Annotated in this window: 10 protein-coding genes and 1 pseudogene; 5 read left to right on the plus strand and 6 right to left on the minus strand. The window is 61.1% G+C overall.

The features are described from left to right. Window positions 1-87 precede the first annotated feature (87 nt). Both NKI18_RS32890 and NKI18_RS32895 read left to right on the plus strand, forming a co-directional pair. Window positions 88-552, plus strand: a pseudogene (locus NKI18_RS32890) (carboxyl transferase domain-containing protein); the annotation flags it as partial. 7 nt (window positions 553-559) lie between these two features. Beyond that, on the plus strand, window positions 560-1,630 hold the full coding sequence (locus NKI18_RS32895; protein WP_352577837.1) for a M48 family metallopeptidase: 1,071 nt from the start codon (window positions 560-562) through the stop codon (window positions 1,628-1,630). A gap of 44 nt (window positions 1,631-1,674) precedes the next feature. Here NKI18_RS32895 and NKI18_RS32900 read toward each other — a convergent pair whose 3' ends face one another. Beyond that, entirely contained in the window at window positions 1,675-3,678 is a 2,004-nt protein-coding gene (locus tag NKI18_RS32900; RefSeq protein ID WP_352622504.1) for a hypothetical protein, read from the minus strand. Further along, the gene (locus NKI18_RS32905; protein WP_352457513.1) at window positions 3,675-5,204 is read right to left on the minus strand and encodes an NAD(P)H-hydrate dehydratase; all 1,530 of its coding nucleotides are present in this window, start codon (window positions 5,202-5,204) and stop codon (window positions 3,675-3,677) included. Before NKI18_RS32905 ends, NKI18_RS32900 begins: the two co-directional genes overlap by 4 nt. Before the next feature lie 352 nt (window positions 5,205-5,556). On the opposite strand from NKI18_RS32905, the gene NKI18_RS32910 reads away from it, so the two are divergent. Both NKI18_RS32910 and glnA read left to right on the plus strand, forming a co-directional pair. After that, window positions 5,557-5,895, plus strand: a complete 339-nt coding sequence (locus tag NKI18_RS32910; protein WP_019857988.1) for a P-II family nitrogen regulator — start codon at window positions 5,557-5,559, stop codon at window positions 5,893-5,895. Between the two features lie 54 nt (window positions 5,896-5,949). After that, window positions 5,950-7,359, plus strand: coding sequence for a type I glutamate--ammonia ligase (gene glnA / locus NKI18_RS32915; RefSeq protein ID WP_352457514.1), 1,410 nt, complete (start codon window positions 5,950-5,952; stop codon window positions 7,357-7,359). A gap of 120 nt (window positions 7,360-7,479) precedes the next feature. On the opposite strand, the gene NKI18_RS32920 is transcribed toward glnA, so the two are convergent. Then, window positions 7,480-8,520 (minus strand): glutamine synthetase beta-grasp domain-containing protein, encoded by a 1,041-nt coding sequence (locus tag NKI18_RS32920; RefSeq protein ID WP_352622506.1) that lies wholly within the window; start codon window positions 8,518-8,520, stop codon window positions 7,480-7,482. 319 nt (window positions 8,521-8,839) lie between these two features. On the opposite strand from NKI18_RS32920, the gene NKI18_RS32925 reads away from it, so the two are divergent. Further along, window positions 8,840-9,034, plus strand: a complete 195-nt coding sequence (locus NKI18_RS32925) for a DUF2735 domain-containing protein (protein WP_352622508.1) — start codon at window positions 8,840-8,842, stop codon at window positions 9,032-9,034. A gap of 76 nt (window positions 9,035-9,110) precedes the next feature. On the opposite strand, the gene NKI18_RS32930 is transcribed toward NKI18_RS32925, so the two are convergent. The 3 genes from NKI18_RS32930 to NKI18_RS32940 all read right to left on the minus strand — a co-directional run. Then, window positions 9,111-10,997 carry an MFS transporter gene (locus tag NKI18_RS32930; protein WP_352622510.1) on the minus strand — a complete coding sequence of 629 codons (1,887 nt, stop codon included), beginning with the start codon at window positions 10,995-10,997 and terminating at the stop codon, window positions 9,111-9,113. 185 nt (window positions 10,998-11,182) lie between these two features. Beyond that, on the minus strand, window positions 11,183-11,974 hold the full coding sequence (locus NKI18_RS32935; RefSeq protein ID WP_352622512.1) for an ATP12 family chaperone protein: 792 nt from the start codon (window positions 11,972-11,974) through the stop codon (window positions 11,183-11,185). A 2-nt stretch (window positions 11,975-11,976) separates the two neighbouring features. Then, window positions 11,977-12,784, minus strand: an 808-nt coding sequence (locus NKI18_RS32940; RefSeq protein ID WP_352622514.1) for a DMT family transporter, incomplete at its 5' end; no start/stop codon positions are given.

The following is a 12,784-nucleotide window of genomic DNA, read 5'->3' on the forward strand; positions in this document are numbered from 1 at the left end:
CGCGCGAAATCCGAGTTGCGGTTTTGTCGGGGGGGCGGGTAGTTGTTTTTATTCCACCGCGGCTAGTGCTCCGCGACCCGTGGCGCCACATTGGTCCCGGTGCGGGGCTGCGCGCGGGGCACCGCGCAGGAATATGGTGGGTTGATCAAGCACGGCGCCAAGCTTCTGTTCGCCTATGCCGAAGCGACCGTGCCAAAGATCACCGTCATCACCAGAAAGGCCTATGGCGGCGCCTATGACGTCATGGCGTCAAAGCATTTGCGCGGTGACATGAACTATGCCTGGCCAACGGCGCAGATTGCGGTGATGGGGGCCAGGGGCGCGGTCGAGATCATCTATCGCAAGGACATCGGCGACGCGGAGAAAATTGCAGCACACACAAAGGCTTACGAGGATCGCTTCCTGTCCCCCTTCGTTGCCGCTGAGCGTGGCTATGTCGACGAGGTGATCATGCCGCATTCGACCCGCCGCCGCATCGCCCGCGCGCTCAGGATGCTGCGCAACAAGGATATGCAAAACCCCTGGAAGAAGCACGACAACATTCCGCTGTGAGGCGCTGATGTCGCGCCTGATCCTCTACATGGGAGCGCGCTTCGGCAGGTTTGCCGTCCTGCTTTTCGCTCTGCCGCTGTTCTGCCCAATAGTCTTATGGTTCTGGTTTCTCGACCGGCATCCGCTCGCCGTCATCGCGGCTGGCGTTGTTGCGATCCCAGCTGCGATGCTGGCCATCGTTCTGTTGATCGGGACGTTGTTCGCCGGTTTTCGACCCAGCAAGGTGGAGGGGATCGCTCGGGAATCAGCCCCGAAATTATGGGCCATCTGGGAGAGTATTGCCGGCAAACACCGCGCCAGCCGGACTACCATCGTGCTGAGCCCCGATCTCAACGCCAGTATCGGTGAAGAGCGGCCGTTTCTGGGCCTGCTTGGTCGCAGGGCAATTCTCACCGTGGGCCTGCCGCTGCTCGCAGCGACCGACCAAAAGGGGTTTGCGGCGATCTTGGCCCATGAGGACGCCCATCTGAAAAATAAAGATACAAATGGCGGGCTCAACCTGGCCGAACTCGAAAAGAGCTTCGATCTAATCTTCGACTTCGCCCCACCGGGAAAAACCGTTTCGGGCAGCCTGTTCTACTGGATGCTTGGGCCGCTGTCGCGCACGCTGGAGCGCGAAGAAATACGGTTGTCGCGGCGGGCGGAAATTGACGCAGATCGTCATGCAGCGATGTCCGGCAATGCATATGAAACGGCGCGCGCCATGCTGCTGATCGGTGCTGCCAGTGCGTTCTTCGATGACCAAGTGTATATTCCGCTTAAACGTGAACTGCTTGGCACCATGGTACCGCCTCGTCCACCACTTGAAAGAGTTCTGGCGGCCGCCAGTCACCTGTCGAGGCTTCCCATCCTGCAAGAATATGCGCAAAAGGCCTGGGACGCGCCAGATAACGAAAGCGCGGATCATCCGCCCTGGTCCGAACGTTTGACCGCTCTTGGATTTAGCTCGGCTCCAGAGATAGAACCAGTTCTGGTTTCCGCCTTGTCGAGCCTGCTGAGCGATGAGATCGTCGCCGAACATGTCCGCCATTTCGACGGCGAATGGACATCGAAGATCGCCGACTATCTCGATCGATAGCTATCCACCTGAAACTATAGCGGCTAATGCCCAGTCGGCGCAGGCTATTCCGCTTCCGCCGCTCCGAACCCGGCCCCCCTCGTCGCGCGGACAGCGCCCGACCATGGCGTGGCGTGATTGTCGATGCGCATCTGGAAGATAAAATAAGTCGGCGAGCAGAAGCCGATGCCCTTCACTTTGCCGATACCGGGAATGTCGGGCGGCAGCGACTGGCACATGTAATCCTCGCGGCAGAAATGGTCGGCCGAGCAGGCAGGACGATTGCCGCGATTGACGGCGCCGCCCAGGCACTGGTCGAAATTATTGGTCGCCACGCAGGTGTCGAATTTCTTGCCGCCGACCAGCCCGCAAATCTCGTTGGGCATCGGCTTGCCCGTCTTGAAGGCGGCAAAGCTGCGATCCCGGTCGTCGCAGCCGCGATAGGCGATACCCGCCGGCACACCGATCTTCGGCGGTCGGCAGGTGTAGGCGGCGCGCGAAATGCTTGGCGCGAACGCCGCGAACTGACCGGTGATGGTATAGTGGTCATTGAAAGGCTGTGCCGGGTTGCTGGCGATCGAGCCGGTCAGGCACGGATGGCCGGAGAACATGCTTTCGCTGTGCTTGGGCAGCAGGCATTGCGCCAGCTTGGTGCGCACGCCGGACGCGGTCACCAGCGGCGTGCAGACGGTGCCGGCGCCGCATTGCCATGTCGCGCCGAAGCGGGCCGCATCCTGTGGCATCAGGCACGGCATCCCCATTTCGGCCGGCGAATAGGCGATTTCGCCGGCATCGTTCCAGGTCGCCGGCGGCGCGAACGATAACGGGCGAAAGCGGTTCGGTTCCTTGCCGTCGGCAGTCGCGCGCAGCCAGGCGACGCGGCGCGGGATGTCGGCGTGGAGATGCGGCGAGATGCCAACCTCGATGTGGTTGAGCGGCGAGGTCGTCTTGTCGTCAAGGCCGATGAAATGGAAGCCGGCAGTCGAGCCCGCCTGATGGCAGCCCTGGCAGGCGCCGTTGTCCAGCCGCTCGACCAATGCCTCCGGCGTGCGCACCAGCTTCAGCGCGGAGAAATCGACACCAGCGAAATCCGCGGGCTGGAACAGTGGCGTGAACGGGTGGTTGGCCTGCCTTGCACTGCCGAAGGTCGACCACGAAATGACCTTCCTTGCCAAGAATTCATCGGGGATTTGGTAGACGCCGAGATCGACCGCCGCGACACTGGTGCGGACATAGTCCGCAAGTCTTGCTTTCAGCGCGACGTCTTCGGCAAGGCGTGCCGCATCGGGCGTGTTTTCCAACGGCTTTTCGCTGGCAGCCGCTCCGTCGATGCCGAAAATTCGCATGAGATAGGCAGCCTGCCCGCCGAATTCGGTCTCCTGGCCGGAGGGGAAGCGCACCACTTGCGCATTGAGCTCGAGCTGCTTGAAGGTGAGCGCCGCCCTGTCCAGCGGCCCACCGATCAGCCAGCCGGCATCGACGTTCTCGTCGAGCTGTGGTGCCCAGCGCCCGGCGACGCCGACACAACCGCCATCGGCATCCGGCGCGGCATTGTAGACGGCACTGAAATTGAACGGCAGGCGCGAGGCCAGAACCTTGCCGTTCTTCTTGAAGCTGTAGACGAGGCGATAGACGAAGCGCACTTCGCCGCAACTCGTATCGCCTTGCAGCGCGGCGAAGTCGCGCCGGTCGAGCCGGTTGACCACGCCGACAAGGCGGAAGCGTGCGGCCTCGGTCCTCAGCCAGCGCATGTCCATGACGCGGCCGACATTGCCGTCGGTCACCTCGTAAAGCGGCCGGCCGCCGGCCTTCATCTCGGCCCGCAATGCCGCGACGTCGCTTGCAATCGTTTCGACGATCGCGTGATAGGCCGGCGCCTTGTCGTAAAGCGTCTTCAAATCGCCCTTGCCATCGACGCCTAAAATGCCGGCGAACCCGTAACCGTTGCTGTCGAGGGCGGCGAGAACGGCCGGGTCGTCGACGATCGTCAGCGGAGTTTCGGCGTTCGCAGCCTGCGCCATGAATACGGCGCTGACGATCGCAACGAGCAGCGTGAACATGCGGTTCATTCGGCAGCTATCCCGCGACTTTCGATAAGCTCGCGCAGGACCGGCACCAGCGCCAGCGGCAGGTCCTCGGCGATCAGCCCCGGTCCGAAACGGCTGCCGGCCTCGGCATGGATCCAGACTGCCGCACAGGCCGCTTCAAAGGCCGGCATGCCCTGCGCCAGCAGCGCGGCGATGATGCCCGACAGCACGTCGCCCGAACCGGCGGTGGCCAGCCAAGGCGCGCCATTGGCGTTGATCGCCGCCCGGCCGTCCGGCGCCGCGATCACCGAGTCGGCACCCTTGTAGACGAGAGTGGCGTTGGCCCGTTCGGCTGCGGCGCGTGCCTTGGCGAGTTTGGACAGGTCCTTGTCCTCGGCGATATCTGAAAAAAGCCTGGCGAATTCGCCGTCATGCGGCGTCATCACCAGAGCCGGCGCGCTCGGCCGGCTGGCGGCTTCGAACAGGGCATCCGGCGCGTCGCGAAACGAGGTGACGCCGTCGGCGTCGAGCACCAAGCCTTCAATCCCGCCGCCCTGCCCATGGGCGCCATTCAGCACGGCCAGGGCGAATTCGCGCGTCTTCTCACCAATGCCAAATCCCGGGCCGAGCACGAAGGCCGATGGCCGGCGGCTGCCGACGAATTCGTCCACATCCGCGACAGTGTCTACCTTGCGCAGCATGATCGAGGTCAGATGCGCCGCGTTCACATGGATGGCGTTCGCCGGCGACAACATGGTGACGGCCCCTGCCCCGCTCCTTGCCGCGGCAAGCGCCGACAGCCGCGCAGCACCCGTCGCCGACGGCCCGCCGGAAAAGACGCCGACATGGCCGCGTTTATACTTATGGGTGTCGACGGCCGGAACCGGAAAGCGGCCAAGCCAGAGCGCCGGAATGTTCTCGAATGTTCGTGGTTCAAGCTGCGCTACAACACTGTCGCTTATGCCGATATCAGCGAGCATGATTTCGCCGCACAGCTCGCGCCCCGGCAACAAAAGATGGCCTGGCTTTTTTCGCGCAAAGGTCACGGTGATTCGGACGCGGAAAGCCTGACCGAGGACATTGCCGCTCTCACCAGAGACGCCCGACGGCAGGTCGACCGCGACGACCGGCAAATTCAACTCCGCCACATTGTCGATCGCCTTGGCGGGGTCGCCGGAAAGCGGCTTGGACAGCCCCGCCCCGTAAAGCGCATCGACCACGATCGAGCCCGTCTCGGCAACGAAATCCGACAGCGGCCGAGCTTCAACCGGACACTCCGAGGCAGCGACTGCTGCATCGCTGCCTCCTTTAGGCGATCCGGACGCCCATACCGAAACGTCGACGGCGCTCTCCCGAAGGATGCGCGCCACGACATAGCCGTCGCCGCCATTGTTGCCGGGGCCGCAAAGCACGTGGACGCGCGTTGCGTTCGGGTAGCGCTTGAGTACTACGGCAGCAACCGCAGCACCGGCATTGCGCATCAGGCCGATGCCGTCGAATGGACCAGCGGCAATCGCCAGCCGGTCGGCCTCGGCCATGTCGGACGGAGACAGAAGTTCATTGCTCATGCGGGCGACATGCACATCCCCAAGCATTGTCCAGTTTTTGATCCGACGCAAACAACGAAGGTCCCCAAGCAATTTGGCGGCGTACATCGTTCGGGACGACGGCGCGCAGCTGCCCATGAAATACCCGATCTGCCCAATTTTTGTGCGGACGGCAGGACCGGCGGTGTGTAGGCTCGCGGCATTCATGGCGCATCCAACGCTGCGAATGACGCGAATGTACATTCCCGCGTGGCATGGTATCCAAATCATGTGAGGCCGTTCGGCGCCCCATCAATTGGCACAGTTCGTGCTTGATTGAGGCGCAAGCGGGGCTCACAACCCGTCTTTTTTGGCAGTGGAGGCCACTTTTTACATGAAAAAGATCGAAGCGATCATCAAGCCGTTCAAGCTAGACGAAGTGAAGGAAGCGCTTCAGGAGGCCGGCCTGCAAGGTATCACCGTTACCGAGGCCAAAGGGTTTGGCCGCCAGAAGGGCCATACCGAGCTTTATCGCGGCGCCGAATATGTCGTCGACTTCCTGCCGAAGGTAAAAATCGAGGTCGTGCTCGGCGACGATGCGGTCGAAGCCGCGATCGAAGCCATCCGCAAGGCGGCCCAGACCGGCCGCATCGGCGACGGTAAGATCTTCGTCTCCAATATCGAGGAAGTGGTGCGCATTCGCACCGGCGAAACCGGCATGGACGCCGTCTGAATTTTCCCGTTAAAAGGCCATGTTCAAAACGTCATCACATAGGGAAGCAGGGACATGACGACAGCCAAAGACATCATGAAGCAGATCAAGGACAACGACGTTAAGTTCGTCGATCTGCGCTTCACCGATCCGAAGGGCAAACTGCAGCACGTTACGATGGATGTCGTCGAGGTCGAGGAAGACATGTTTGCCGATGGCGTCATGTTCGATGGTTCCTCGATCGCAGGCTGGAAGGCGATCAACGAGTCCGACATGGTGCTGATGCCGGATTCCGATACGGTGCATATGGACCCGTTCTTCGCGCAGTCGACCATGGTCATCCTGTGCGACATCCTCGATCCGATCTCCGGGGAATCCTACAATCGCGACCCGCGCGGCACCGCTAAAAAAGCCGAGGCCTACATGAAGGCCGAAGGCATCGGCGACCAGATCTTCGTCGGTCCTGAAGCCGAGTTCTTCGTGTTCGACGACGTCAAGTACAAAGCCGATCCCTACAACACCGGCTTCAGGCTGGATTCCACCGAACTGCCGTCCAATGACGACACCGACTACGAGACCGGCAATCTCGGTCACCGGCCGCGCATCAAGGGCGGCTATTTCCCGGTGCCGCCGGTCGATTCGGCGCAGGACATGCGCTCGGAAATGCTCACCGTGCTCGCCGAGATGGGCGTGCGCGTCGAAAAGCACCACCACGAAGTGGCCGCCGCACAGCACGAGCTCGGCATCAAGTTCGACACGCTGGTCCGCAACGCCGACAAGATGCTGATCTACAAATATGTCGTGCACCAGGTCGCCAATGCCTATGGGAAGACGGCCACTTTCATGCCGAAGCCGGTGTTCGGCGACAATGGCTCGGGCATGCATGTCCACCAGTCGATCTGGAAGGAAGGCAAGCCGACTTTCGCCGGCAACGAATATGCCGGCCTGTCCGAGAGCTGCCTGTTCTACATCGGTGGCATCATCAAGCATGCGAAGGCTATCAACGCCTTCACCAACCCGCTGACCAACTCCTACAAGCGCCTGGTGCCGGGCTATGAAGCGCCGGTGCTGCTCGCCTATTCGGCACGCAACCGCTCGGCCTCGTGCCGCATTCCGTTCGGCTCGTCGCCGAAATCCAAGCGCGTCGAGGTCCGCTTCCCCGATCCTGGTGCCAACCCCTATCTCGCCTTTGCGGCCATGTTGATGGCCGGCCTCGACGGCATCAAGAACAAGATCCACCCGGGACAGCCGATGGACAAGGATCTCTACGACCTGCCGCCGAAGGAATTGAAGAAGATCCCGACCGTCTGCGGGTCGCTGCGCGAAGCCCTGCAGAGCCTCGACAAGGACCGCGGCTTCCTGAAGGCCGGCGGCGTCTTCGACGACGACCAGATCGACAGCTATATCGAGCTCAAGATGGCCGAGGTGATGCGCTTCGAAATGACGCCGCATCCGGTCGAATACGATATGTATTATTCGGTGTGATCCGGATCCTTACAGCCAAACAGAAAAAACCCCGGCGGAGATGACGCCGGGGTTTTTTGATGTAATGCGATGGGAAAGAATGTCACGGCGCGGACCCGAGGCCCGCGCCGTGAACGTTGCTCACGCCGCGGCCGAAACTTCGGCGCTGGTAGGGACGGAGGCGATCGTCTTCAATATCTGCGAGGCGATCTGGTAGGGGTCACCCTGCGAGTTCGGGCGGCGATCCTCGAGATAGCCCTTGTAGCCGTTATTGATAAAGGAATGCGGCACACGGATCGAGGCGCCGCGGTCGGCGATGCCGTAGCTGAACCTGTTCCAGGGCGCGGTCTCGTGCTTGCCGGTCAAACGCTTGTCGTTGTCCGGCCCATAGACGGCGATGTGATCCATCAGGTTTTTGTCGAAGGCTGCCATCAGCGCCTCGAAATAGCCCTTGCCGCCGACTTCGCGCATATAGGCGGTCGAGAAGTTGGCATGCATGCCGGAGCCGTTCCAATCGGTGTCGCCGAGCGGCTTGCAGTGATATTCGATGTCGATGCCGTACTTCTCGGTCAGGCGCTGCAACAAATAGCGCGCCATCCACATCTGGTCGGCGGCCTTCTTGGAGCCCTTGCCGAAGATCTGGAATTCCCACTGGCCTTTGGCCACCTCGGCGTTGATGCCTTCATGGTTGATGCCGGCGGCAAGGCAAAGGTCAAGATGCTCCTCGACGATCTGCCTGGCGACGGAGCCGACATTGCTGTAGCCGACGCCGGTGTAGTACGGGCCTTGCGGCGCCGGATAGCCACTCTCGGGGAAGCCGAGCGGGCGGCCGTCCTTGTAGAAGAAATATTCCTGCTCGAAGCCGAACCAGGCGCCCTCGTCGTCGAGAATGGTGGCGCGCTTGTTGGACGCATGCGGCGTCACGCCGTCCGGCATCATGACCTCGCACACGACGAGAGCGCCATTGGTGCGGGCGGGATCGGGATAAACGGCGACCGGCTTCAAAACGCAGTCGGAGCTGTGGCCCTCGGCCTGCATGGTCGAAGAACCGTCGAAGCCCCACAGCGGAAGCTGGTCGAGCGTCGGAAACTCGGCATAGTCCTTGACCTGCGTCTTTCCGCGAAGATTGGGAACCGGAGTGTATCCATCGAGCCAAATGTACTCGAGCTTGTATTTCGTCATTCTAGCCTCTCGTTGCTTGATCACCGAACCCTGGATGGCGCCGGGGCGAGCCGGCCTATCCAGCAGCCGACCTGCCGGATTACTAAAATGCAATTCGTGTGCCATTCTCGCCGGCGATGGATGCGGCAAAAGTGAGGTTGTATCCGCCCAAAATCGCTGGTCCGCCGTCATGCTGCGCTCGGATCATCCACAAGCATATTTTGCACAAATAATGTGCAAGTACTGATCTTTTTGTAATCATGTTGCCTATTTCGATTGCTGAACCTATGTTGGGGAAAGGTTGAATCGGCAAGGTTCTGTCGAAGAAAGGAAACCGACAATGGAAATCACTTCCACTCGTCAGTCGGCCAAAATCCTGATGTTCCCGGTGGCAGCGCGCGCTTCTGCCTCAAATTTAAGCGGAAAGGCTAAGTTCGCGGCAGAACTTGCTTCGTTGCGCAACCGCACGGATTTCGGAAGTGCCTGGTATCATGAAACAGCGATCGAGGAAGCGAACCAGGATCGGAAGAGCTAAGCCCTGCGCTCGATAAATTGAAAAAGCCCGGCGCGATCGCTCGCGCCGGGCTTTGCTTTGAGCCGGGACAGGTCGGCTACTGCTTGGTGTGCAGGTCCGTTCCGAGGGTATCCCTGACGAAGATCATGCCGATGATCAGCGACATCGCTGCAACGGCGACCGGATACCAGAGGCCATAATAGATGTTGCCCTTAGCCGCGCTCAGCGCGAAGACGGTCACCGGCAGTAAACCGCCAAACCAGCCATTGCCAATATGATAAGGCAGCGACATGCCGGTGTAGCGGATGCGGGTCGGGAACATCTCGACCAGGATCGCAGCGATCGGCCCGTAAACCATGGTCACGTACAGAACCAGGATGAACAGGATGCCGATGGTGAGCGGCCAGTTGATCTGCGCCGGATCTGCGAACATGGCAAAAGCGCCGGACGCGGGAATGTTGTAGACTGTCACCTCGGTTGCGCCAGCCGCTTCTTCCTTGGTCAGGATCTTGTCGGCGACTGCCTTGTCTATCGGGACGGTCGTTTTTTCGCCGGCACGAATCGCGGTGGCATCGAGTTTAAGCTCGGGATTGGCAGCCACAAAAGCGTCGAGCTTCTGGTCGGCCACTTTCGATGCCGCACGCTTTAGAGGATAACCTCCATCCTGTAAGGCGATATTGATTGCCTTGCCAAAGGCTGTCTCCTTGGCCTTCAGCTGGTCGCCAGCCGCGACCGCGTCATAGGCTTCAGCCGTTTCGTTGCCGATCTTGACCGTTGCAGCAGTTCCGGGCGCGGCTGTCGTGACCACATCGTATGGCACGGAACTCTTCGCAAGGAATGCCGTGGCCACATCGCACGAGCTGGTGAATTTCCATGTTCCGGTAAGATTGAACTGGAAACTGCAGTCGCCCGGTGCCGCGGTGACGGTTGCTCGAACATTTTCCTGCGCGGTAGCTAGAGTGGGATTAGCGGCGCGGGTCAGTGCCTTGAACAGTGGAAAGGTGGTGACGATCGCCAGCGCCAAACCCGCCATGATGATAGGTTTGCGGCCGATCTTGTCGGAGAGCCAGCCGAATACGACAAAGAAGATGGTGCCAAGCGCCAGCGCGATCGCGATCATGATGTTGACCGACTGCGGATCGACCTTGAGCACATTCTGCAGGAAGAACAGCGCGTAGAACTGGCCGTTGTACCAGACCACGGCCTGGCCAGCGGTAAGGCCAAGCAGTGCCAGCAATGCGATCTTGGCGTTTTTCCACTGGCCGAAGGCTTCGGACAGGGGTGCCTTGGAGCCTTTGCCCTCGGCCTTCATACGCTGGAAGGTCGGAGACTCGGCAAGTGACAGGCGAATCCAGACCGAGATGGCGAGCAGCACCGCGGAAACCAGGAACGGAATGCGCCAGCCCCAAGCTGTGAAATCTTCCTTGCTGAGGGAATTCTGCACAATCAGAATCACGATCAGCGACAGGAACAGGCCGAGCGTTGCGGTGGTCTGGATCCATGAGGTGTAGAAGCCACGGCGGTCATCTGGAGCGTGCTCGGCGACGTAGGTCGCGGCGCCGCCATATTCGCCGCCAAGCGCCAGACCCTGCAGCAGACGGAGCGCAATCAGCATGATCGGCGCGGCAATGCCCCAACTGGCGGAGCCGGGAAGCACGCCGACGAGGAAGGTCGACAGACCCATGATCATGATGGTGACAAGAAATGTGTACTTGCGGCCGACGAGATCGCCGATGCGGCCGAACACCAGGGCACCAAGCGGGCGAACGATGAAGCCTGCGGCAAACGCCAGAAGCACGAAGATATTTCTCGTTGTTTCCGGATAAGAGTTGAAGAATGCGGTGCCGATCGCGGCCGCCAATGCACCGTAGAGATAGAAATCGTACCATTCGAAAATGGTGCCGAGCGAGGAAGCAAAGATGACCTTCTTCTCCTCGCGCGTCATGCCGCGGCTTGTTTTGCCGGCGGTCGATGCCATTGCCATGAGCGTATCCTCCCGTGTGATTCTGTCAGTCCTCGATGCGGCACTTCATCGTCCGCGTTTCCTCGCAACGCAGACTCAGTGCAGCCATCGGTGCAAAAAATGACAGAAAGCAGTGCCCAGAGGCAGACCGCCTTTGGGATTATGACTTTGGTCTAATGTGCAGTGCGAAATCGCAGGTAGTGCCGTCAGCCTTTGAGAGCGTCGAGCAGTCCGACTGCCGCCATCATGTCGCGCTTGCGGGCCGCGCGGCGCGCGAGCGCCTCGGCATCATGGCCCCATTGCTCGGCCTGCCAGTCCTCGTCGACATGGCCGGCAGCCCAAGCCGCCTCGCCGTCTAGCTCGCCGAAATCGACGGCCAGCGCCAGCAGCGCCGATCCGGTCAGCGAGGTCATGACGTGGATGGCGGCAAGGCGCAGCGGATCGGCACGCTGGGCAAGATGCTGGCCAAGCAGCGCGATGGTCTCGCGCGGCTGCTCGACATGGATCACGCCTTCGGCGAGATGGAACCGGGCGCCGAGCGCGCTGCGCGACCAGTCGATGACCGGATCCCAATGCTGGTTCTGCCGGTCGACGAGTCCTTGGGGCGCATCGGCGCGGTAGCAGAGCAGATCGGACGAGGCAAAGCGCAGGATGTCCTCCAGCACGGCCTGGGGATCACTGGCGACGCCATCGATTGCCGTATTGACCAAACGCATCACCGGCATCGTCACCGGGTCGATGGTCTCCTCCTGTGCGGCGAATTCCTCGGCGACTAGAGCAGCCGCCTTTTCGGTCGGCAGCGCCAGCAGCGCCTTGGCCGGCGTGCGGACGGGCTTGCCATCGAGATGGACGGCAAAACCGTCTTCGACCGGTGCTACCGCGACGGTCTTGTAGAAGCGCTTCGGCAGCGGCGTCTTCATCTGGATCTGGGCGCGACGCACCGGGTCCGGATCAGAGAGCTGCTTTCCAGCTTCGAGGTCGTTCAATATATCGCGCATGCTCATCCGGGACTTTGTTTTCGGACCGGCCGGTTGACGATGATGAGTCCGGCGGCGATCAGGGCGAGTGCCAGGAAGATACGAACGGTCAGCGGCTCGTTCAAGAACACGGCGCCGCACAGCACACCAAACACCGGCGACAGGAAAGTGAAGCTCGACAGTCCAGATGCAGGGTAGCGCCGCAGCAGCCAGAACCACAGCACATAGGTGAAGGCGACGATGTAGACGGCCTGGAACAGCAGAGCCAAGGTTGGCAAGACGGTAAAGTTGCGGACGGGCGGCCCGGCAAAAGGCATCACCAAAATGCCGACGACGGCGGCCCCGGCCAGCTGATAGAGCAGCAGCTTTTCGGCGCTGGCCGTCACCAGCTTCGACCGCTTGATGACGATATTGGTCACGGCCCACAGGATGCCGGCACCGAGACTGAGCAAATCGCCGCCCAATGTTGCGCCGCCATTGGCGCTCAGTTTATCGGAAAACACCGCGATCAGTCCGGCGAAAGCGAGCAGAAGACCAACGAGCTTGCGTGCCGTGATGCTTTCGCCCAGCAGGAAATGACCGCCAACCAGCATCCAGAACGGCATGGTGTTGACCAGCAAGGTATTGCGCACAACCGTCGTGTGCTCGAGTCCGACGTAGAGAAACAGGAACTCGAGACCAAAAAGCGCACCCGCCAGAATGCCAGCGACGAGGGTTTTGTCGGGCGTGAACAGCGCAATGCCGCGCCAGCGGCACCAGCCGAAAACACACAGGCCGCCGATCGCCGAGCGGGCGATGGACAGGAAAACAGGGTCGTAGCCGGCATACGAG

This window comes from Mesorhizobium sp. M0800, from assembly GCF_040320095.1.
In the GTDB taxonomy this organism is placed as follows: domain Bacteria; phylum Pseudomonadota; class Alphaproteobacteria; order Rhizobiales; family Rhizobiaceae; genus Mesorhizobium.